This window comes from Desulfosporosinus sp. OT, from assembly GCF_000224515.1.
In the GTDB taxonomy this organism is placed as follows: domain Bacteria; phylum Bacillota; class Desulfitobacteriia; order Desulfitobacteriales; family Desulfitobacteriaceae; genus Desulfosporosinus.
The window spans coordinates 36,957-58,888 of the sequence record NZ_AGAF01000053.1 but is presented as its reverse complement, the minus strand read 5'-3'; the positions used below and the strand labels follow the sequence as shown (position 1 = coordinate 58,888).

Genomic DNA, 21,932 nt, shown 5'->3' with positions numbered 1-21,932 from the left:
TTTTTAACCGTGGTTCTTAGCTCCACCGATATGAAAATGAGATCGCTCATGAATAAGATTTACATCTAAGAGAAGTTCCCTGTCACTTAGAATTTCGGGCGCTGTGCTGTCTGCAGCGACTGTATGGTTTTCGCGTAAGACAATCACCCGCTGGGCGATTTCTTCAACAATGGAAAGGTCATGTGTTGCGGTTATGATCGTCTTCCCAGCGTTTTGGAGAGCTGAAAGAAATTCTACAAGCCAAAACTGAGTGCGGGGGTCGAGTCCATTCGTAGGTTCATCAAGAAATAAAACTTCAGGGTTAGCGGTAAGAACGCATGCCAAGGCGACTTTTTTCTTCTCCCCACCACTTAGTTTATAAGGGGGGCGGTCTAGAAGAGGTGTGATTCCTAGCAGGTCAGCAGTTTCAACAATCCGTTGTTTCACCTGTTCGGTTGAAAGACCAAGTTGTAGTGGCGCAAAGGATAACTCATCCCGGACGGTAGCAGAGAATAGTTGGGCATCAGAATTCTGAAAAATAAAACCCACACGTTGGCGAAACTCGGATAAAAACGAAGGATCCTGCAGCTTCTTTTCTGTAATTTCCTGACCAAAAGCCAGAATTTGACCGGACGTAGGATGAACAAGTCCAGCAAGAATCTTCAGTAGTGTTGACTTCCCACTTCCATTGGCGCCAAGAATAACAAGGCTTTGTGCTGGGTAGAGTTGAAGATGAATATCGGATAATACGGGATGATCAGGAATATAGGCGTATGAAACAGCCGTTAATTGGAAAATAGGGACGGTTTGTTCTGACAAATCATTATCCTCCTAAGACTTTGTCGGCAGCATAAAGTGATAAACTTAACATAAGACTGACTCCTATGCTAAAGATGTCTATCCAACGCAGTTGGAAAGGTTGAAGGGTATAAATTTCGCCGGTATATCCCCGTGCGGTCATCGATGTATAGACCTCTTCACTCATCTGAAGCGATTTTCCGAAAAGATGAGCAATGGAGGAACCGACAAATCGTCGCTGTTCAGCTCCGGAAGAATGCCCTGAGTCACGTGCCTTCCGTGCTAAGAACATGTCTTCAAGGAGGGTGATGAGTACAAAAATATATCGGTAGGTCATTTCCAGGGTAACGATGAAAATCTTAGGGACGAAAATAGTGCGTAACGCGCGCAACAGATTGTTCCAGCGCGTGGTTAGGGTGAGAAGAACGGCGAGAGTGACTGAAATGCCGACCCTGCTGATCAGGAGGATTGCTCCCCAAAAGCCCTGTGAAGTAATGCTTAATTCACGCGGAAAATGAATGGGTCCGACGTGGAGTGAGGTTGAGAAAGTCCAAATGGTCCAGAGGGGATCACCAGGGCGTACCCAATTAAATAAGGCCGGGAGAACCATAATTCCTGTAAATAAGGGTATGACTAACCAGACCCGCTGAACGAGGAACCGAGTAGGAACCTTCGATAACGTGGCCAGGATCAGAATAATCAGATAAATCCCCCAAAGTAGAGGCAAATGACGCAAAAGATTGACAGTTATGAGGAGTGAAAAAAAGGCAAGCAGTTTCATTCTGGGATCCATTGCTTGCAGGAACCCTGAGCGAAGAGCGACCTCCTCAGAATAGACGGACTCCCTTACAAAAGTAATAATACCTTTAAGGGTTTTTTGAATAAAGTTAGATTGCTTTAATTTTGAAGGGGAAGGCGCAAGAGGACTATTATCTTGAAGCCAAAGAGGAAGATCCATGCTGATTAGCTCTCTTTCATTATTAAATGTCGGTTCTTTCTAAAATAATTCGGTGGTTTAGAAGGGTCATGTCTTTGATTTTGGCTTGGATAAACATTTGTTTTCCGAAAATATCCATGAGTTTAAGACCATTTTCATAGGGTTCGATGATATCTACTGATTCCATAAACAACACTTCGTTGTCTCCATCTTTAAGATAGGCATTCGCTTCACACATTATTGTTATGCTCCTTCTTTTTTAAAATTGAAAGACATAGATACCTCTATTCGGGTCGACCGCTATGTTTTTGTACTAGTCAGCATATATTAGCCAAGTTTTTTAGGCATTAAGTTATAACTATTATTCGACAGTCAGTAGGGATTTCCTGTAAAAGTAATTAAATAAAAAGTATTGCGAGGGAGAAATATGTTGGATGACGGGTGCTAGTTGATATTGTATGTTATTTGCACAATTGTATCCTTTTAGGATGGTTTAATCTAGTAGCTTTTGTCATGGATAACAGGCCCAATGAGATTGTGATGGTCAGATCAGAATATCATTGGGTACGAGTTGAGGCTGCAGGTGGATTTTGAAGGTATTCTAGAACAAGGAATTATCACATTACGGAAAGATCCTGAACGAGAGCATATGTTATAAGTTCACCTCCTTGTTAAAAATGAAAAGACCATGGAAAACTGACCAGACTTTAAAGTCAAGCCAAGACCTCCATGGTCTTTGTTTTATCATAATATTCTTCTATACCGTTGTTATATTCTACACAAATGTGTTAATTCCTTTTACAGTTTTGCGTTTTTTAAAAACCTATTTTTATTGGTTATAATCGTATGAATTTTGCTTTGAGAGGCATTACTCGCCGGAAGCCTTGACAAGAGTTAAATCTAACTGACAAGAGTTTGTAATGTGGATTATCATATTACAAAAAAAGAAAATTCTGAAAATTATGAAGGAAAAGGTTTACATAAATGTTATTCCTTGATATTATAAAAATAATCATCATGAATATAAGGCCCATGGAGGTCTTGACTTGACAGTAGTTTGGTCATCTTTCATTGGCCTTTTTTATTTTTGGAGGTGTTAACAATGAATTAGTGATTTAAGAGTAAAGCTTATGTTTGTAAATTATCCAATTGCCGAGGAGGTGAGCTCTGTTGATAACATCAGAATTAGAATTTATTACTAAAGCTTTAATAAAGGGACAGGCTAACCGGGTGAAAACTCTTACCATACTGGCGATTGAGAACGGGATAGGACCCCGAACAATCCTTGAAAAAGCATTAATGCCAGGCATGCAGGAAATCGGAAGACAATTTAGAGATAACATTATCTATATATCGGATGTATTGATCGCTTCACGGGCAATGTATGCGGGGTTGCATGTATTGAAACCGTTCTTGTCAAATCCACAGCAATCTTCACTCGGTAAAGTAGTTATTGGCACTGTAGCCGGAGATTTACATGATATCGGGAAGAATTTAATTGTTATGATGTTATGTGGTGCTGGATTAGAAGTCATTGACCTTGGAATTGACGTCCAACCTGAAGATTTTGCGCAAGCAATTATAGACCACCAGCCCGACATCTTGGCCATGTCTGCTATGCTTACGACCACTTTAGGTATGATGTCTGAGACAATAAGGGAACTCAATCGTCGAGATCTACGCAATAAAGTCAAAATTATTATTGGTGGAAGTCCAGCAACTCAAGAGTACGCACAAACTATCAAGGCAGATGGGTTTGCTGTCGATGTAATGAAAGCGGTTGATTTGGCAATGAAACTTATTAAAGAAAGTGTTAAACCTCATAAAACTACACACTGCCTCGTTAACTGAAAATCATAAATGCACGGAGGCAAGAATGGGAACTATCGATGAAAGTTTATAGTTTGGTTCCAGGAACTCTCGTCCAAACTGTTTGGCGAATGCAAAATAAATTATGCTATTAAGACCATATGAGTCATTAGGTGGTAAGACGACGCCTGTGATTTGTATGGTTTTTTATCATTTGAAAGAGATTTATAATCCTTGTTTTTAGTAGCGGAGATTCTTTCCATATAAATTTTTCAGATGCTTTATTCTTAGTTGTCTAACCCAATTTCCATGGTCTTCATACATCTCTCCTCCTAGTGTTTTAATCATTCGTGTACCATTCACAGTCTTAGCCTCAGGGACACCGTAAAAGGAATTGGTTAACTGAGTAAGTACAGTAATAACTCGATTTTTTCGCACTATGAGCACGACTTGATTACCCTCTTGCATTGGATCTGGAGCTAAGTAGTACTTGGCACTTTTTTTCATTTTATTTAAGATACAAGCTACCTCATTAGCTTCCTCAAAAGATACCTCACGTGCGGTTTGTAACCACTCCGCCATAAAGCGGTTAACTGCGAGTGGGTCTAACCCGAGTCTACCAACAACACCTTCTAAGCTATGAACAGTGGCTGTAATCATAATATTTCTCCCATCCCCTCATACTAATTAACCCACAGTTCCTCTAAGAAAAACATCTCTTAAGTCACCTTATACATCAACCTAAAAGTAGAATAAATAAACCTCCTGCACTCAAAGCAGGAGGTTTATAAATATGCCAATAACATAAATATCCTTACCTCCCATCCGTCGTGGGTGCTAAAGGTGAATTCCAAAATGAGCAGGTATCCTGGCTTAAGTTCATCGCAACCTTACGTCTTCCCGGATAACTCCAGTGACATTTTGTAAAGCTACTCCCTATTACAGTGGCGGGACCGCGTCAGAATTAGACTGACTTCTCTTTTAAATATTATCTTTATGTTTGCAAAGACAATATACTCATTTTGTATAATATTAAGATGCTTAAAGAATAGCATGGGCCAAATCCCCTGTCAATGGTTTTTAAGGACATTATCTTCATATATTCACCCCCTAGTTATCTAATCATAGATCAGTTTAACGTCCTAGCTTCAGGTAATAGAACTGGTTAACGGATCAGTAGAGTAACCACTCGATTTTTTTGAGCATACAGCCAGTTTTATCGGATCAAGGAACGAACGAGTGAAGACCTAATGCTCTGCCACACGTGGACATAGCTATGATGTCAAGAGAAGTGTATCCGAATGGGGATTGATTGGAGATCAAATATGCAAGTGAGCTGCATGAGGGTGTATTGGTTGGTTAAAGAAAGCAGCTAGTTGTTGTAGGTGATTTTAACATAGGATTAAAAAGTGAAATGTTAAATAATCAACATATTAGGGTAAAATTATTGTATTGATTACGTGTTAGCGGGAAGTATTCGACTGAGAATATCAATAGAGCGTCATTTAAGGCGTCATTTGAGAGTACTCCACGCAGCATAAGAAACCATTGACAGGAAAATTAACCCATGCTATTCTATAGCCAACTTAATATTATGAAGAGTAAGTACACTTCTTTTGTAAAAAGAAGTGTTTAAAAGGGAAGTCGGTTTAAATCCGACGCGGTCCCGCCACTGTAACAGAGAGTAGCCTTACAAATGTCACTGGATTTTCGAAGGGTAGGTACAACGGGAGTAAGAGAGATCAAGCCTGGGTAACCAGCCTTTGTTACGTCTTAGAGAAATAACAAAAAGTAGCACTTATTTTAATATTTCGTTGTTCAAATAAGTGGAAAATCACTTATAATTCCACTATATTTTTCGGTGGGAGAGTATGTATTTGAAGATAATCTTTATTATAAAGTAGAGAGTAAAATCTATTTTGAAGCATAGTTTGTCATCTAAAAGAGCCGAAAAGATCGGCTCTTTTAATTTTTCTCTGCTGAATTTGCGTTCGTGATAGCATGGAACATGTTGTGGGAAGCAGGTTATGGTGCTAATAAATAACCATTAACAATTATTGTTCTTAGGATTGATAAGGCGTTCTCGTGAGAGAACGTTTTTTGCTTCCATATGAAAGAAGGTTTGAGTGGTAAAATTCAGAGAATAATTATCTATAAATGAAAATAATTAATTTTTGTAATAAGGAACATTTTGGCAGGAATCAGCGAACGATTGTAGAATGTAAATTATTGAGAAAATGATATTGTCGTGCAAGACCGTGAAGTGTTTGCAAAAACCATGGAGGTTTGACTCGTTAGAGTCTACTTCATGGTTTTTTCATTCTGCTTACAAAGAAAAGATTGGCTGATCTCAGTTCGACGTTTCTTGGTACAACTAAGGCCAATGATGAGGGGGACATTTTATGAAGAAATTATGAGGACCTTGGATAATTGTAAGCTTTGTTAGGTCAGAAATATGGTGAGAAAGATGAGTTATGGCTCAAGATCACTGAAAGGATAATGATTTGTGGATTCAATTTCAGATAGATAAAATATAGGAAGAGGAAAGGGGCCATGAAAATGTCTAGAAGGATCTCGAAGGGAAGTGCTTGGCTTCTCAGTGTGCTGCTCGTGGGACTAGCTTTGATGGGGTGTTCTACTGTTCAAACAGGAAAAGAAGTCAACAAGACAGAGACAGGTCAAGCTGCAGAGAATTCGCAGAGTACAATTAATACTGAAGTGAAAGTAGTCACTGATTTAGTGGGGCGTGAAGTGAAAGTGAAAATCCCCGCTCAACGAATTGTAGCCGTCGGGCCGGGGTCGTTGAGGCTGGTTGCCTACGCCAAGGGAACAAACCGAGTCGTAGGTATAGAGAATATGGAAAAGAAAGATCAGACGGGAAGGCCCTATCTGTTTGCTTATCCGGAGCTGACAAGTCTTCCGACGATTGGGCAGGGTGGTATAGATTCCGTTCCAGATGAAGAAGCGTTGCTGAGTGTCAAACCTGATGTCATCTTTGCCTCCTATCTGGTGGATAAGGCTAAGGCGGCGGATAACCTGCAGGCTAAGACAGGAATTCCTGTCGTAGTCTTAAGTTATGGTCCTTTGGCAACGTTCAATGAAGAGGATGTCTATCGTTCCTTGGATTTGGTTGGTAGAGTTATCGGAACACAACAGCGGGCAGAGGAAGTCATTACCTATGTGAAAAGCAGCAAAGCGGATTTGGCAGAGCGTACCAAAGGAATTCCAGACTCTGCGAAGCCAAAAGTATATGTGGGAGCCTTAGGGGTGAAAGGGACTCAAGGTATCGAAAGCACTCAGGCCAAGTATCCGCCTTTTATGTACATTGGAGCACGGAATGTCGCCGATGAAACCGGGAAAAGCGGCAGCTTGATGATTGAGCAGGAAAAGCTGGTGAGCTGGGATCCAGATATTCTCTTTATCGATGAAGGCGGCAATAAAGTGTTTGACGACGCTAAGAAAAACCCGACATTTTATCAGTCTCTGAGTGCAGTTAAGAACGGGCGGGTTTACGGCCAGATCCCTTATAATTTTTATACAACGAATATCGATACGGCCTTGGCTGATGCTTATTATGCCGGGAAAGTGATTTTCCCGGAAAAATTTCAGGATATCGATCCGGTCAAAAAAAGTGAGGAAATCTACCGTTTTTTCCTAGGTCAACCTGTCTATGAACAAATGGTTAAGGATTATGGCGGATTTAAGAAACTTGATTTAATTCATCCGTAAGAAATAAGAAAGGTAGATATCGAGGCTAAAGAAATCGATAGCTATTTATTCCAGAAGGTGAGGTATAGGATATGCATAAAAAAGCTTATTTTGATGAGAAAGCTGGGAATTGGGACTCCCTTATCCAAGATGAGGTAATACTCCGTTTGAAAACTATGGTTGAAGAACTTGCTTTGCCTCAGGGTAGTAAGGTTCTTGATCTTGGTACCGGCACTGGGGTGCTCATTCCGATGTTGATCGAGGCTGTGGGTTTATCCGGAGGCATTGTGGCGATAGATTTTGCTCCCCAGATGTTGGCGGAGGCTCAGAAAAAATATCAGTGGCCTAATTTAGAGTTCATGGAGGGAAATGCTGAGGATATTCCCTTAGCAGACCAAGCAGTGGATGAAGTCGTATGCAACTCGGCTTTTCCGCATTTTGATGATCTTAGAAAAGCCGCCCAAGAAATGTTCAGAGTGCTGAAAAATGGAGGTAGAGTTTCTGTGCTTCATCCACATAGCCGAGAGTATATTAATGATCTGCATGCCTCTCTCGGTGGTGCTGTAAAGAACTGTATGATACCACATGCGGACGTTATGCAAGCTATTTTTTCTGAAGCAGGTTTCGAGAATATCACCATTGAAAATGTGACGCAGCGTTATCTTTTAATAGGAAGAAAAGTATCCATCTGAGAAATGAAAATTTATAATGAGAAACCTATTTGGCAGGAATTCTCGAATAACTGTAGAATGTAAAAAATATTAAGAAAACGATATTGCTGAGCAAGACCAAGAAGGTGTTTGCATAAACCATGGAGGTTTGACTCGTTAGAGTCTACTTCATGGTTTTTATTTTGCTTAGGATAAAAATGATTTACCAGGTAAATGGCGTACAAGGTCAATGACGGAGGTGAATTTTAACAGAACCATTGAGGAATTAGAATAATTAGCAAAACCCTGTGTTGTCTTAAAGTGTAAGGATCAAAGACAAAAGGATTAATCAAATAATTAATTAAGGAGTCGATGAACTATGGATGAACTAGTTCAGAGAGATTGGGATCGTTGTGTAGAGTTTCACGGACATGTCTGCCCAGGGTTAGCGATTGGTTTCCAGGCTGCTCAAATTGCCTTAAAAGTGCTCCCTGCTTTAGAGGGGGAGCCGTATAATCCGAAAAGCGGAATTGTCAGCATTGTGCAGAATGATGCTTGTGGCGTGGATGCTGTGCAGACGTTGCTTTCTAGTACGTTTGGCAAAGGGAATCTAATGTTCAAGGATCATGGCAAGTTGGTTTTTAGTTTTATCCGGCGTCAGGATGGGCGTGGTGTTCGTGTGGCCCTGAAGTATGACGCCATGGACAATGAGAGGCATCAAGCTTTGAGGCCTAAAGTGATGGACAAAACAGCAACCCCGGCTGAGATAGAGGAATTTTATCAAGTGCATGAAGAGCTTTCCAGGCATCTAGTGGAAGCTCCGCCGGAAGAGCATTTTGACTGGCGGGAAATCACCTTTGAACTGCCGAAGGGTCCTAAACTCAATCCTACGGTGCAATGTGCCTTCTGTGGAGAAGGTGTAATGGAGCAGCGGGCGAGTGTGCGTGATGGGTGTATTGCTTGTCCGGAGTGTGTGGAAACTTATGAGTCGCGGGTCCTTGTGTTGGGAAAATGATTTGAGGTGATTAAAGTTGGTTCGTGATGAAACCGTGCCGGATGGCGGGGTAACCCATTACTTAAACTATACCTGGAAGAAGAAATTAATCTTGTTGGGTCTGTTGGTTATGACTGCTCTGCTCTCCCTATATGCCATCAGTGCCGGTTCGGCCGAGCTTACGCCCTGGCAAGTGGTTCTGACGCTACTCGGTCGAACCGAGGGACAGTCTCAGATTATCATTTGGTCAATCCGTTTACCCCGAGTATTGGCCTCGATGGTGGCGGGGATCGGTTTGGCGGTTGCCGGTGCGGTCATGCAAAATATTCTCCGCAATCCCTTAGCTTCCCCCAGTACTCTCGGGATTGCTCAAGGCGCAGCCTTTGGAGCCGCGCTGGCCATCATCGGCTGGGGAGCCGGCAGCACTCCAAGTACAGGTGGAGGAGCGTTGTTGATTAATAGTCCCTATATTGTCACAATCTCAGCTTTCGTAGCGGCTATGCTTACGACGTTGATCATTCTCTTTTTGGCCCAATATAAAGGAGCGTCTCCCGAGTCAATGGTGTTGGCTGGGGTTGCTTTAGGATCTCTTTTTTCGGCGGCTACAATGCTCTTGCAGTATTTTACCAATGATGTTAATGTTGCTGCCATTGTCTTTTGGACCTTTGGTGATATCGGCAGGGCATCGTGGGGTGAGTTGGGGATTATGTCCTGTGTAGTCTTAGGAGCTTCGCTTTTTTTCTTGTTCAACCGCTGGAATTATAATGCCCTGGATAGTGGGGCTGAAACTGCCAAAGGTTTAGGGGTCAACGTAGAACGGACGAGACAGTGGGGGATGTTCTTTGCCTCTTTGATCACAGCCACCATCGTTTCCTTCTTAGGAATCATCGCTTTCATTGGTCTCGTAGCTCCACACCTCGTAAAACGCTTGATAGGCGGGGACAATCGCTTCCTTATTCCGGCTTCCGGGGTGATGGGTGCCTTGCTGCTATTGGCGGCGGATACTTTGTCCAGGCGGATTATTGCGCCTGTGGTTTTGCCGGTCGGAGCAGTCACTTCCTTTCTGGGGGCACCTCTCTTTCTCTATCTTCTAGTAAGGGGGTCTAAGTTACGATGATCTTATCTGTTAACGGGATCGAATTTAGTTATGGATGTCGCACGATTTTAGAGAATATAGGGTTCACTGTCCAGCGGGGGGAGTTCCTATCTATTTTAGGGAATAATGGCGCTGGAAAATCAACCTTGCTAAAGACACTGAATAAGATTCTTTTGCCGCAACAAGGGAGCATCTTTGTTGGGCAACAAGAATTGTCTAAACTCAGTCGCTTGGCGATAGCCCTTAAAATGGCCTATGTAGCGCAAAACTACGGGAGCAACCGTCAGACCGTCTTTGACGCCGTACTCTTGGGCCGCAAACCTCACATCAAGTGGGAGGCGACAGCAGCCGATTTATCTTTGGTCCAAGGAATCTTGGTAAAAACGGGTCTGGCGGAATTTGCCCTGCGCTACTTAGACGAACTGAGTGGAGGAGAACTGCAGAAGGTTGTCATCGCCAGGGCCTTGGCGCAGGAACCCGAGGTTCTGCTCTTGGATGAGCCCACCAGCAACTTGGATCTGAGAAATCAAATGGAAGTTCTGAAAACCATCCGAACCGCGGCTAAAGAGAAGAATATTGCGGTGGTTGCAGTGATGCACGACCTTAATTTAGCTTTGCGCTTCTCAGATAAATTCTTATTGCTCCAGGATACAAAGGTTTTTGTCGCCGGTGGTCCGGAGGTGATGACGGCAGAAAATATTACTCAGGCCTATGAAGTTCCGGTAAGCGTGGATAGAGTACAAAACCAAATGGTTGTAATTCCCAGGTAATTTTAGAGAGCCGGAACTTTACTAAAGTGTTTTCCTCCTTGAAAATATCTATTATTGAAAGGATGGTAAATTATGATTTTAAAACCCCAAAAAAGAGGCCCGATCATGCCTTTGCCTGTGGTTCTGATATCGACCATGAATAAGGTCGGCACAGCTAATATTGCTTCTTGGTCAAGCATTATGCTTACGCAGGCAAAATTATCTTACCTCAACATTTTCAAGACATTGATCCAATCAAGAAGAGTGATGAAATTTATCAGTTTCTGCTGGGTAAGCCCCTGTATGCAGAAATGGAACGGGATTTTGGAGGCTTTAAAAAGCTTGAGATAGGGAAGTAATAGGGGCACTTCTTTTTCACTATCTTTAGTGATGGGGGCGAAGTTACGATGATCTTAGCGGTTAATAAGCGAACTCGATGTTTCTTTCTTACAAGATGGAGAAGAATAGCAAAATCCAAACTGGAGTGAGTTTTCTCCTGGACAGAAAATGCATGACATATTGTGATTATTGCTGAAGTCGAACACCTTCCCTGTATATGAGAAAGAACGAGGAGGGTATATGCGGATAGCAGTCATTGATGGACAGGGTGGCGGCATTGGTAAACATATAGTGGAGCAGTTACGCAAACGAATTCCCGAATTGGATATTCTTGCACTGGGAACGAATGCCCTGGCTACTGGAGCAATGTTACGAGCAGGGGCGACAGAAGGCGCCTCAGGGGAGTCCGCGATTTGTTATAACGCGGATAGGGTGGATTTTATTGTAGGATCGATCGCGGTGATGATAGTTTATGGTTTGTTAGGAGAAATCACTCCCGCAATGGCTACGGCGATTTCTTCCAGTAAAGCAGCTAAATTATTCATTCCAATCCAACGTGGAAATATTCTAATTGTGGGAATCCCCCGTATCCCGTTGCCGCACCAGATTGAAGCTCTGGTCGACGAAGTGGAGGGACGACTTAAAATTAATCCTTCATGATTTGTCTAATGAGTTTTAAATTAATTATGATTATTGAAAAATGATTGTACGAGTAAGACCATGGAGGAAGTAACAGATGGTTTTGCAAAAATTATATTTAAAAGGAATATTAAAAGGTATTTACAAATTAACGTAGAATATTATAAAAAATAAACATTTATGGCAAAACCATGAAGGTATTGCTAAGAACCATGGAGGTTGACTCATTAGGGTCGTCTTTCGTGGTTTTTTATTTTCTGGGAAAGGACGGTGCAAGCTAAACACAAGTTTACAAACGGTTAGTTAATTGCAATTTTGGCGACAAACGAACCATTGAAAATAAATGTCTTCATTGGCAATGTACTCCTATCCCAAAAAATAAAAATCCGCAATGAAGTGGTGGCCAGGCAGCCGGTTAAGGCTGCTGTAATTATTTATTTTGATTTGTTTATCACTGAATACCAAGCTGATCTTTTAAGGCGCTTTGCAGAACCTGCGAGAAATTTATATTATTTTCTTCTGCAATAGTGTTTAACCAGGCAGGGATTGTAAGGGTCTTTTTAACTGCCTTATTTCCGTGCTTTAGGGAGTATTCATCCAAATCAACGCCGATAAGGCTGACAAAGCCGTTCTCGTATTCATTGGGAATTATATTTTTTATATCTGTAGCTTTAGGCAATTGCTTATTCTCCTCAACTTCGCCTAACAGCCAACCAGAAGCTGCGTCAATTGCCATTTCCATGGCTTCAGACAAAGTATCGCCTTCGGTTACACATCCTAGTAAGTCGGGAAACACTACAGTATAACCTCCTTCCTCGGAAGGGTAAAAGCAAGCTGGATAAATTAGTTTCATAGCTATTCCGCCTTTCGTTTTGTAAATTAATTATTTTTAACTTCTATATTTATCGTAAACTCTAGGCAAAGAGGCTATTTCAGCCCCGCTTGCTTCTGGATAGAGTTTACAGTTTTAATTTTTATGTCGGTATTGTGGAATGGGATTGTTATTTTCCCAGGCATCGATGGATGTTTGTAATGTTTATGAGAACCTTTAGTATCTGTGTATTGCCAACCATTAGCTTTGATTATGTTCTCAAGCTCCCGGGGATTCATTCGTTGACCTCCTTTCTAAAGATCATTATAACACGTGTGGTACGTATCCAAAATGGATATTTGCTAATTTCACTAAAACATTCTCTACCAGACTTTAATGGATTCAATATCTAAAGAGTATCCGTTCTCTGTCTATGGCGAAGGAGTTAAGGACTATCAGGACAAATCTTGTTGTTGCCTAATTTGATAAAACTGGATTCTTATATTACGACAAAATTGGATCAATCTTGCAATGCTCACTCTTGTGGTAATATTATCCTATAGCATCCGAACCTATCTTTTTTGAGTAATGGGTGTTTAGGGCAAATAATTGGGAGGGGATTAACTTTATGCCGCTGCCGGATAGAAAAAGTAATTATTCCTACGCTGATTATCTAACTTGGCCGGAAGATGAAAGATGGGAGATTATTCCTTGAACCGGAGGGAAAGCTTGTTACTGTCTTTACATTGCAAGGGGACCGAAGATATGGTCGACCAGATATATATTCAGAGGATGATGAGATTAAAGTATCAATATTTCCCGATCTTGTGGTTAATCTAAAACCTGTTTTTGATAGTATTGGTAGTTGAAGATGCTTAGAGCAAATTATCTACCAGTTTATTGGTATAGCTCTCCTTGGGCGAATCAAAGACTTCCACCGCAGATCCATGTTCAATAATTTTTCCATTGTACATAACGTATACTCTGTCGGCAATTTTCCGGGCCAGCGCCAGGTCATGGGTGATAAACAACATCGCAAAACCTCTGGTGTTTTGTAATCCCTTGAGAAGCCTCAAAACGTTGGCCTGGGTGGATGGATCAAGCATGGAGCTGATTTCATCAGCAATCAGCAGCTTCGGTTCCATAACAAGGCTTCTCGCCAGAGCTACCCTCTGCCGTTGACCGCCACTTAAGCAATGACATTTCTTATTAATAAACTCGTCGTCACTGGGAAGCTGAACATCCTGGAGAGCCTGTCTCACGTTGTTAAGCTTTTCATCTTTTGTGCCAAGCTTTAAGATATCCAGAGGCTCCTTGACCACTTGGGCAATACTCAAATGTTCATTGGTGGCTGTGAAGGGATCCTGAAAGACGATTTGAAGGCCGTTTTTGCGGCTGGTAGCACTATTCCCTTTGATCTTCTCGCCTTCAAACAAAACCTCTCCTTCATCTGGTGTCGATACTCCCGCCAGAATACTGGCTAGAGTGGTTTTACCAGAGCCGGATTCTCCAATTAAGACGACAACTTCTCCTGAGCGGATTGTCAGGTCACAGTTATCGCAAGCTTTAATCGTCTTTCCTTTAAACACAAAGCTTTTATGTAGCTCTCGCCCTGTGAGAAGTGTTGTAATACCACCCCGGTTGCAGGCCACTCTTCTTTCAAGGGAGATATACTCAAGCAGTGGCAGCTTTGCCTGGCATTCCAATATCTTTTGGTTGCACCGATCATAAAAGGGACAGCCCTCAGGGTTGTTCTGCTCTGCTTCCCCCGGTATACCCCACAGATCACGATAAGGATTTATGGCCGGAGATGACTGAATCAAACCCCTTGTATAAGTGTGCAGGGGGTTTTTCAGGACATCCTTGGTCAAGCCTTCTTCCACGATGTGTCCCCCATACATCACCATGACTCTGCTGGCCAGTCTGGATATGATTTGCATTTCATGGGATATAACGAGTAAGGCAAATTTCTTCTCTCTGTGAAGTTTAACTAATAGTCTCACGATTTCATCCTTGGCCATCGCATCAAGGGCAGTGGTTGGTTCGTCGACGATTAAAATCTCTGGATCACAGGACAAAGCCATCGCCAGCAAGACCCTCTGGCGCATGCCTCCGGATAATTGATGGGGATAATGCATGTTCCAGCCTGCTTTAAGACCAACCAGTTCCAGCAGTTGGACAACTTTTTCATCTGCTGCCGGTCCGGTCAGTACAGTGTGTCTCAGGAGACACTCCAAGATCTGCTCGTGTACCGTCAAGACAGGATTCAGAACATCCAAACTGTTTTGGAATACAATGGCTATTTTTCCCCAGCGGTAAAGGTTCCGCTCCTTTTCCGCCAGGCTGTTTAACTCCTTATCTTCGTAATAGACTTGGCCATCAACTGTCGCCACTTTTTTTAATAACCCCATCATGGCCAAGGCAATAGAGGTTTTTCCGCTGCCGGATTCTCCGATGATTCCCAGACTGCTTCCCCTGTCCAGGTTAAAGCTGACCTTATTTACGGCCCGAGTTCGTCTTTTTTCGGAGTGGTAACAAACCGAAAGGTTCTCCACCCGGATAATTGAATGCTCCATAATAACACCTCTTCATGCTTTTGTGTTGATGATTCTCTCCATATCTCTGCTGATAAAGGCGATGGCAGTAACCAACAGCATTATGGCCGTTATGGGACTGACCACCCACCATTTCCAGTAGTCGGTAAAGTATATCCCCTTGAAGTTGATGGCATGGTTTAAAATCAAGCCCCAGCTTTTGGAAATAGGGTCTCCCAGCCCTAAAAATGCCAGGCTCGCTTCAGCGACGATGGCGCGGCTTGTAAGCCGGATGACACTCACCATGACCAGGGGGAGTATATTGGGCAGGAAGTGTCGCAGCGTCAAATGCCAAAAGCCGGCTCCGTAGCTCATGGCTGCTTCAACATACTTTTCCTGCTTTACCGACAATACCTTCGACCGGACAATCCTTGTCGGTATAGTCCACGAAAAAAGAGCTAAGACAATAATAATGTTGCGGACACTGGGACCGAAGAAGGCTCCCAGGACAATCATCATGGGCAAATCAGGTAAGACAATGACCAAGTCCGTAAGACGCATGACTAGTTTATCGGTCAGCCCGCCAGAGTATCCCGAGAAAATGCCGATGATGCTGCCACCTATCCCAGCAAGTAAAGCTGTACCAAATCCCACAAGAATACTGATTCTTGCCCCGAAACAAATCTGGGCCCAGATGTCAATTCCCAGATCATCAGTACCCAGCCAATGTCCTGCTCCCGGAGCTTCCAGAGCATCACCTGAGGGGATGCTGTAGGGATGCAGGGCTAACCAGTCTGAAAATACGGCTAAAAACAAGACCATTAAAACGACTCCCAGACCTATTTTTCCTAAGACGGTTAAGCGCTTGATTCCGATCATTATGTGCTTGACATACTTCATTTAATTCACCCTCGGGTCCAATCTTCGATAAATGATATCGGCTAGAAGATTCATGGTCAGAACTGTAACCGCTACAAATAAGAAAATTCCTTGAATCAGTACATAATCCCTGACCATGACTGCTTCTCTCATTAAGCGCCCTACGCCCGGATAGTTAAACACATTTTCCACCAGTATGGCACCACTGAATACGGCACCCAGGGACAAGAACACCCTTGTGACGATAGGCAGCAGGGCGTTTTTAAGGGCATGGCGGAAGATGATGCGCTTGTTGTGAAGTCCCTTGGCTCGGGCAGTTCTCATATAATCCTTGGTTAGCACTGCTATCATGCTGTTGCGGGACAGGAGGTAGAATTCACCTAATCGGACGATCGATAAGGTCAGGACCGGTAAAAAAGCATGATGCAGGATATCTGTAATTTTTTCTACAGAGTTGCTGTAGTTAGCAAAGGTTTTTATACCCCCGGATAAGGGAAACCATCCCAGCTTGGCTGCAAGGATAAAGAGAAACATGATGCCGATTAAAAAGGCCGGAATTTCAGATATGGCTATGATGAAGGAATACAGTACCTTGTCAAAGGTTCCGTTTCGGTACCAGGCTGAGAGGCTTCCCAGTACTGTACCGATCAGGCAGCTTATGAAGATAGCCGCGAGTACGATCGAAACCGTCCAAATTACTCTTTTGCCAATCACCGAGAGAACACTGTTATTATAATAAATGCTGTAACCGATATTACCCTGCAAAAGGTTTGCAAGATAACTTGTATATTGAACGATCATAGGCTTGTCAAGTCCGTAGTAAGCCTTATATTTAGCTATTTGCTCCTCTGAATAGGTTATGGTGACCTGACCTTCACTGGAGGATAGAAAAATAAAGGGGTCCCCAGGCATCAGTCTGGGGATAAAAAAGTTCAGAGTGAGTATCACAAGAAAAGTTAATAAATACTCAGAGGCTTTCTTTAAGATGCTGCTGCTCTTGTTCATGTTCCTGCTCATTGACTACTTCACATCCAGGTAGGATAGCTTATTGTGAGTCACTTCATGATGGTCGAACATATATTTCCACCCATCAAACTTGGCAGGTTTGAACACGACATAGCCGGTTGTATTGTATAACGGTATTTGTGGGATTTCTTCAGCGATCAGCTCTTGGATCTTGAAAACGATTTTTTTTCTTTTGGCGGCATCCATTTCGTATAATTGCTGCTCGAATAATTTGTTGAGCTGGTCATTGCTGTACCCCGGAATGCTATTCGTCGAAGGGCTTTGGCTTGAGGTGATTTCTTGGGAATAGGCTGTCCTCAAAAGGTCTGCATCACCACCCCAACCACCATGGCCGATTAATGTAATTTCATAGTTCCCCTTTTTTACAGCAGCATCTCTGGTTTTAGTGTCGGCACTGTTAATGCTTAGCTCAATCCCGGCTTTAGCCAGACTTATTTTAAGAAGCTCGGCAATTCGTAATTCGTCATTAGAGTTATTAGAGTTACTAGTGTTATTAGAGTTACTAGTCAAAAGCTTAAAGGAAAGCTTCTTACCTTGGAGCAGCTGCTTAGCTTTTTCTATGTCATATTCATAGTTTTTAGCATTAGGATTGAACCATACATGCCCTACAGGTAAATAGCCTGCATTTCCCGGTACTGCCGCTTTTCTGGCCACCTTTTCCACAAGTTCATTTTTATCGATGGCATAGGCGAAAGCTTGACGAATGTCCTTATCTTTCAACTCAGTCCGTTTGTCCATGTTGAAAATGAGACGATAACCCCAAAAGGCCGGATTTTGCAGTACCTTATATTCTTTGTCGTTTTGGTACTTGGGAAGAATATCAGTAGTAATATTCCCGGTCAGATCGATTTCACCTTTGTCAAAGGCCAGGACACTATCACTGACAGGTATAAACTGTAAGGTATCCACCAGTGGCTTGGGTCCCCAAAAATCCTTATTAGCTTCAAATTTATAGGCCCCTTGCTCCTTATTGTAATCCTTAAGCACGAAAGGTCCGGTTCCTATAGCCGACTCGGGGGTGTTGAATTTGAGTGGGTCTTCAACCTTTTCCCAGATATGCTTGGGAATAATCCTGGTGTTCCCGATTTTACCAAGCAGAATGGACAGAGGTTTTTCCACCTTAAAGCGTACTGTTGCAGCATCCACTGCTTCGACGGACTGAATAAAGCTTTTGTTGTCAACTGTCAGATCATTAGATACCGGAGGATGCTTGGTATAATAGTCGAAAGAAAACTTGATATCCTCTGCTGTCATTGGCGTGCCGTCCTGCCATTTTACATTTTCCTTAAGGCTAAAGGTATAGATAAGTCCATCCGTAGAGATATCCCATTTGTCGGCAAGCCAAGGAATATAGCCTTTTTCCCCTCTTTCCAGCAAACTGTCAAAAATAAGGGCCATTTTGAAGCTTCCCGGGCCTCTGGAATAATGGCTGAATGGTGTCGGATAACCTATGTCTTCGCCTTCGAGGTTTATAACAACCGGCTTTTTTATCGCTTCAATTTTACTCTCGACAGGTGTTGAATTACTGCATCCTGTAAGCCCCAGAGTTGCCACGAGGGCCATGGCTATTGCAGCCTTTAGTATTTTCTTGAACATGCTACCCCTCCCCAATGTCAAATTTTCCAATACATCCAAGCAACCTTGGCCTCGATTTTTTCTTTGATTTGACCATTTTCAGAGATTTCCTCCAAATAAGCATTGAGATGTTCCTTTTGCGCCTTATTTAAAGGGTGTGTCATTTCATAATAGGCATTGTACAAGGTAACAGCTTTTTCCAGACTGTAAGTATTCTCCCATTCGGTATCCAGATAGGTAATCTCTGGGTAAAAGCCCATCAACCATAAGATATTGAAGCCGCAGTAGATGGTCTTGCTAAAATCTCTGAGGGTGCCTGGCCCATTAAGCAGGCTGGTCAAACGGTCTCTTACCGAGTCCCTTCTATTAACAAAAGTGCTGACAAAGCAGAAGCCTTTACTGGCCTGCACCATTTTTTCAAGAGTAGTTTTGCTGTTAATGGCTGGAGTCATTGAGGCAAAGACCAGATCAAATTTCTTTTCCCAGCCCAAGGCCTTTAGATCAACCATTTCCCAGTCCAGAGTGTCAAAGGAGGCATTATTAAGCCCTTCAGCCTGGGCATTCTCTCTGGCAAACTCAATCATCTTCGGCGAAATATCCGTGCCGATAACACTTTTAGCTCGTTTGGCGAATTCAATAGAATACATGCCGGGTCCGCAGCCAATATCAAGAATATTTCCGTCTTCCTTCAGCATTTCTTTGGTGGCAAACAGTTTCAAGACGCTGTCTAACCGCTTGTCCCGTTCGTTTTTTTGTTTTCTGAGGTTGAATTCTTCGGCTCTGCCATCCCAGAAGGATTGACAGGCCGTCTTATCTGTATTCTTCTTGCTCCAGATCTGCTCAAAATAGTTTATATCCATACTTAACCCCCCTGAAATAGTCAATGAAGTGGTCAAGGTATACCTTTTGCCCTTCATTGATCATTATCTCCTTATTTTCCATTTTCACAGAGTTCCGTGGGTCTTTACGGCCTTCACTTCCTTTCAGATAAAATAAAAAACCACAAAGGCGACCCTAATGAGTCAAACCTCCATGGTTTTGCAAACGCCTTCATAGCCTTGCTTGGCATATGTTCATTTAAAATATATATTCTACATGTTCGATATATTTCCTGCAATGTTAAAATCATTTATTTTTAAAAAAATTTTAGCAGAAATTCGCGAAAGATTGTCGGATGCCAATGTTATTAATATATGAATTGTAGGATGATACTAAATTTAGAATACTAAAATTATGAAATAAATATTTTCTAGAGCAAGACCATGAAGGTGATTGCAAAGGCCATGGAGGTACACTCGTTAGAGTCAAATTCCATGGCCCTTTGCAATGTCTTTTTTGTATATTGAATTTTCTAGGCAGAGTTCAATATGCCTAATATATCTCCTTCTTCTTTGTCACCAATGTCTCTTATGAGCTGTCATTGGTGACACTTTTTTATTGTGGTATTGGGAATCAAGATCCAGATTACGGAGGATTTATGAGGCTGGAACTTTAGCCATTTGTAGAGTCAGTTTTGAGTAGAATCCGTTGGATTATGATTCGCAATATTTATGTGGTAAGAATTATTCTCTTTCTTTCATAAATCCATAACTTGTGAGTATACTTCACACGATGTTAACAAAGGTATTAGAAGCAAATTTATTCTATCAGCGGTATGGTATTACTCAGCTGCAGAAGCTTATCAGACAAAAGGTATAAAAAAGCAGCCGGTTAAGGTCGCTGAATTAATTTTGAATAAGCTTTTCTTTTAAACGTTCCTGCAATTCCTGAGAGAAATTGACCCCGGCTTCATCGCCTAAGACCTTGAGGTATTTCGGCACGGAAACGTTGATGCGCATGGTTGTCATATCATTTGCCTTGCGGTATTTATCGAAATCGATATCTACCCATGTCACCAATTCGTTGGATTCGTGCTTCGGCTCAATACTAGAGGGTTCTGGGATTTTTCTGCCATCATCTTGTTCGGTAATTCCCCAAAGCCCAATCGCATCACGGGCCATATAGATAGCCTCAGCAATATCTTTTCCTTGAGTGTTAATATCTAAATCAGGGACAGTTACGACGTAACCTGTCTGTGTTGGGGTGAGAACAATGGGGTATGCCTTAATCATTTCATTCACTCCTTTTTGGTTGGCGATGAGGTTTATTTTAAACCCCGTCGCTTAATAATTTTCTTTGCCAGTATGTCATCAATTTCTGGTTGTCTTGAGATCGGTTCATTGTATGTGCCGTTAGTATAGATGGTATGGTCATGCCCTTCTCGCTTGAGCCACCAGCCATTTTTTGTTAGAAGTTTGATCAAATCCTTTCGTTTCATACTCTCACCTCTTAACTATAATATACACAACAAGTGTGTATAAATAAAGGCTAAATGCCATAAAAAGTAAAGTTTATAAAAATGTCAATAGAATAATTTCCTACTTTTAATTGAATGTTTTATCTTTCGCATAAGAGCCAAAAAGAAATACTTGTTCGGCAATAACATATCTCCTGACAAGAAGCCACCGTTTATTCGGTGATTTTAGGCTTTTCATCAGCAGAAGTGGGTAAAATAGTTAAAGAAACATCCTGCGTCTCAATATACTCACTTTCTCCGTCACGTTGCGCATCCTGCAGATCATTGATCGCAGTTGTGACTGCGTTAAAAAGTGCGAAATACATTTTTTTATAATCTGCCATGGTGACCACCCTTTGCTCCGTTGTCGGAGCAATTATAGCATGGTTGCCCCCTATAATCAAGGTAAATGTGCTCTGAAATCAGAACAAAGAAAGGTATAATGTTATGGGACAAAATATCAAAGCGGATAAAAGTATTGGCGATAACATTCGTAAATGGAGAGGCTCCAAGGGCATGACTCAAGAGGAGCTTTCGGCCCAATTGCAGATACATGGCTGCGATATTTCGCGGGGAACACTGGCGAAAATCGAGGCTGGTATCAGGCATATTTCTTCTGATGAGTTACATGCGATAAAGGCAGTATTAGAGATCACTTACGACGATTTTTTTACGAAGTGAAACGAGATATTAAAGTAATTCCAGAGCGTAATGTGAATTTACGATCCACTATTTCTATTATTTCTTACGAGAAACTTAAGAGAATTGATTGACTATACTTTATGGAATAGCTTAAAGAAAACAATAGAGAGGGAGCAGTTATCCGTTGTTTTGGCAATGGATAACTGCTTTTTTATTTGCTCTGAATAATCTCAGATGGAACCTAAAGGCAGTCCGTAGAAGAGTGCAAGAGATGGTCATCCAGAGTGGTCGAGAGACCGTGGATAATGAACAGAAAAAATCCTTTATCTTAAAAGTCCTTAGTTGATGACAAATTGGAAGGGATATACAATCGGGATGTGGAATTTAAACATAGTCGTTGTTTGAAGGGCTTATGTCACTTATCGGTATTTT

The 21,932-nt window shown here is 42.0% G+C and carries 23 protein-coding genes, 1 pseudogene and 2 riboswitches; of the genes and pseudogenes, 9 read left to right on the top strand and 15 right to left on the bottom strand.

The annotated features are described in order from the left end of the window. Positions 1 to 3: 3 nt before the first annotated feature. Genes DOT_RS04540 through DOT_RS04530 form a run of 3 tightly spaced genes read right to left on the bottom strand, consistent with a single transcriptional unit; the run spans position 4 to position 1,952 of the window. The gene (locus tag DOT_RS04540; RefSeq protein ID WP_009614850.1) at positions 4 to 798 is read right to left on the bottom strand and encodes an ABC transporter ATP-binding protein; all 795 of its coding nucleotides are present in this window, start codon (positions 796 to 798) and stop codon (positions 4 to 6) included. Positions 799 to 802: 4 nt separating this feature from the next. Beyond that, positions 803 to 1,735: a cobalt ECF transporter T component CbiQ gene (gene cbiQ, locus DOT_RS04535; protein WP_009614848.1), complete on the bottom strand. Its 933-nt coding sequence runs from the start codon at positions 1,733 to 1,735 to the stop codon at positions 803 to 805. Positions 1,736 to 1,757: 22 nt separating this feature from the next. Next, entirely contained in the window at positions 1,758 to 1,952 is a 195-nt protein-coding gene (locus DOT_RS04530; protein WP_009614846.1) for a CooT family nickel-binding protein, read from the bottom strand. 932 nt (positions 1,953 to 2,884) lie between these two features. Between DOT_RS04530 and DOT_RS04525 the strand changes: the two genes are divergently transcribed. After that, a complete protein-coding gene (locus tag DOT_RS04525) occupies positions 2,885 to 3,565 on the top strand; it encodes a corrinoid protein (RefSeq protein ID WP_009614844.1) in 681 nt (226 codons plus the stop codon). A gap of 198 nt (positions 3,566 to 3,763) precedes the next feature. Here DOT_RS04525 and DOT_RS04520 read toward each other — a convergent pair whose 3' ends face one another. Then, positions 3,764 to 4,183, bottom strand: coding sequence for a hypothetical protein (locus DOT_RS04520; protein ID WP_009614842.1), 420 nt, complete (start codon positions 4,181 to 4,183; stop codon positions 3,764 to 3,766). Positions 4,184 to 4,363: 180 nt separating this feature from the next. Next, positions 4,364 to 4,559: riboswitch (cobalamin riboswitch) on the bottom strand. A 550-nt stretch (positions 4,560 to 5,109) separates the two neighbouring features. Beyond that, positions 5,110 to 5,303, top strand: a riboswitch (cobalamin riboswitch). Between the two features lie 779 nt (positions 5,304 to 6,082). Here DOT_RS04520 and DOT_RS04515 point away from each other — a divergent pair. From DOT_RS04515 to DOT_RS04495, 5 genes are all read left to right on the top strand, one after another. Continuing rightward, complete coding sequence (locus DOT_RS04515) at positions 6,083 to 7,252, top strand: iron ABC transporter substrate-binding protein (protein ID WP_040411250.1); 1,170 nt, start codon at positions 6,083 to 6,085, stop codon at positions 7,250 to 7,252. A 71-nt stretch (positions 7,253 to 7,323) separates the two neighbouring features. Further along, positions 7,324 to 7,923 carry a methyltransferase domain-containing protein gene (locus DOT_RS04510; protein WP_009614838.1) on the top strand — a complete coding sequence of 200 codons (600 nt, stop codon included), beginning with the start codon at positions 7,324 to 7,326 and terminating at the stop codon, positions 7,921 to 7,923. Positions 7,924 to 8,260: 337 nt separating this feature from the next. Continuing rightward, entirely contained in the window at positions 8,261 to 8,896 is a 636-nt protein-coding gene (locus DOT_RS04505) for an FmdE family protein (RefSeq protein ID WP_009614836.1), read from the top strand. A 16-nt stretch (positions 8,897 to 8,912) separates the two neighbouring features. Beyond that, positions 8,913 to 9,992, top strand: a complete 1,080-nt coding sequence (locus tag DOT_RS04500) for an iron ABC transporter permease (protein ID WP_009614834.1) — start codon at positions 8,913 to 8,915, stop codon at positions 9,990 to 9,992. Further along, positions 9,989 to 10,741, top strand: coding sequence for an ABC transporter ATP-binding protein (locus tag DOT_RS04495; protein ID WP_009614832.1), 753 nt, complete (start codon positions 9,989 to 9,991; stop codon positions 10,739 to 10,741). Before DOT_RS04500 ends, DOT_RS04495 begins: the two co-directional genes overlap by 4 nt. 2 nt (positions 10,742 to 10,743) lie before the next feature. Here DOT_RS04495 and DOT_RS31355 read toward each other — a convergent pair whose 3' ends face one another. Then, complete coding sequence (locus DOT_RS31355) at positions 10,744 to 10,920, bottom strand: hypothetical protein (RefSeq protein WP_207637030.1); 177 nt, start codon at positions 10,918 to 10,920, stop codon at positions 10,744 to 10,746. A gap of 379 nt (positions 10,921 to 11,299) precedes the next feature. Between DOT_RS31355 and DOT_RS04485 the strand changes: the two genes are divergently transcribed. Beyond that, a complete protein-coding gene (locus DOT_RS04485; protein ID WP_009614827.1) occupies positions 11,300 to 11,719 on the top strand; it encodes a DUF3842 family protein in 420 nt (139 codons plus the stop codon). A gap of 430 nt (positions 11,720 to 12,149) precedes the next feature. Here the strand turns inward: DOT_RS04485 and DOT_RS04480 are convergent, their stop codons facing one another. Together DOT_RS04480 and DOT_RS04475 are read right to left on the bottom strand one after the other, a co-directional pair. Beyond that, the gene (locus tag DOT_RS04480) at positions 12,150 to 12,551 is read right to left on the bottom strand and encodes a type II toxin-antitoxin system HicB family antitoxin (RefSeq protein WP_040411233.1); all 402 of its coding nucleotides are present in this window, start codon (positions 12,549 to 12,551) and stop codon (positions 12,150 to 12,152) included. Positions 12,552 to 12,625: 74 nt separating this feature from the next. Next, positions 12,626 to 12,808: a type II toxin-antitoxin system HicA family toxin gene (locus DOT_RS04475; RefSeq protein ID WP_040411232.1), complete on the bottom strand. Its 183-nt coding sequence runs from the start codon at positions 12,806 to 12,808 to the stop codon at positions 12,626 to 12,628. Between the two features lie 411 nt (positions 12,809 to 13,219). On the opposite strand from DOT_RS04475, the pseudogene DOT_RS29595 reads away from it, so the two are divergent. Continuing rightward, positions 13,220 to 13,378 (top strand): annotated as a pseudogene (locus tag DOT_RS29595) (Uma2 family endonuclease); the annotation flags it as partial. A 6-nt stretch (positions 13,379 to 13,384) separates the two neighbouring features. Here DOT_RS29595 and DOT_RS04470 read toward each other — a convergent pair. The 8 genes from DOT_RS04470 to DOT_RS30960 all read right to left on the bottom strand — a co-directional run bounded on the left by DOT_RS04470 (position 13,385) and on the right by DOT_RS30960 (position 21,202). Beyond that, on the bottom strand, positions 13,385 to 15,085 hold the full coding sequence (locus tag DOT_RS04470; RefSeq protein ID WP_009614814.1) for an ABC transporter ATP-binding protein: 1,701 nt from the start codon (positions 15,083 to 15,085) through the stop codon (positions 13,385 to 13,387). Between the two features lie 12 nt (positions 15,086 to 15,097). Continuing rightward, positions 15,098 to 15,943 carry an ABC transporter permease gene (locus tag DOT_RS04465; RefSeq protein WP_009614812.1) on the bottom strand — a complete coding sequence of 282 codons (846 nt, stop codon included), beginning with the start codon at positions 15,941 to 15,943 and terminating at the stop codon, positions 15,098 to 15,100. Next, the gene (locus DOT_RS04460; RefSeq protein ID WP_009614810.1) at positions 15,944 to 16,927 is read right to left on the bottom strand and encodes an ABC transporter permease; all 984 of its coding nucleotides are present in this window, start codon (positions 16,925 to 16,927) and stop codon (positions 15,944 to 15,946) included. It lies immediately after the preceding gene. A 15-nt stretch (positions 16,928 to 16,942) separates the two neighbouring features. Then, entirely contained in the window at positions 16,943 to 18,544 is a 1,602-nt protein-coding gene (locus tag DOT_RS04455) for an ABC transporter substrate-binding protein (RefSeq protein ID WP_009614808.1), read from the bottom strand. 17 nt (positions 18,545 to 18,561) lie between these two features. Then, the gene (locus DOT_RS04450) at positions 18,562 to 19,383 is read right to left on the bottom strand and encodes a class I SAM-dependent methyltransferase (RefSeq protein ID WP_040411249.1); all 822 of its coding nucleotides are present in this window, start codon (positions 19,381 to 19,383) and stop codon (positions 18,562 to 18,564) included. Positions 19,384 to 20,247: 864 nt separating this feature from the next. Beyond that, positions 20,248 to 20,634 (bottom strand): type II toxin-antitoxin system HicB family antitoxin, encoded by a 387-nt coding sequence (locus DOT_RS04445; RefSeq protein ID WP_009614804.1) that lies wholly within the window; start codon positions 20,632 to 20,634, stop codon positions 20,248 to 20,250. 32 nt (positions 20,635 to 20,666) lie between these two features. Next, positions 20,667 to 20,840 (bottom strand): type II toxin-antitoxin system HicA family toxin, encoded by a 174-nt coding sequence (locus tag DOT_RS04440; protein ID WP_009614802.1) that lies wholly within the window; start codon positions 20,838 to 20,840, stop codon positions 20,667 to 20,669. Between the two features lie 191 nt (positions 20,841 to 21,031). Then, entirely contained in the window at positions 21,032 to 21,202 is a 171-nt protein-coding gene (locus tag DOT_RS30960; protein ID WP_009614800.1) for a hypothetical protein, read from the bottom strand. A 103-nt stretch (positions 21,203 to 21,305) separates the two neighbouring features. Between DOT_RS30960 and DOT_RS04435 the strand changes: the two genes are divergently transcribed. After that, on the top strand, positions 21,306 to 21,539 hold the full coding sequence (locus DOT_RS04435) for a helix-turn-helix transcriptional regulator (protein WP_009614798.1): 234 nt from the start codon (positions 21,306 to 21,308) through the stop codon (positions 21,537 to 21,539). The last annotated feature ends 393 nt before the right edge of the window (positions 21,540 to 21,932 follow it).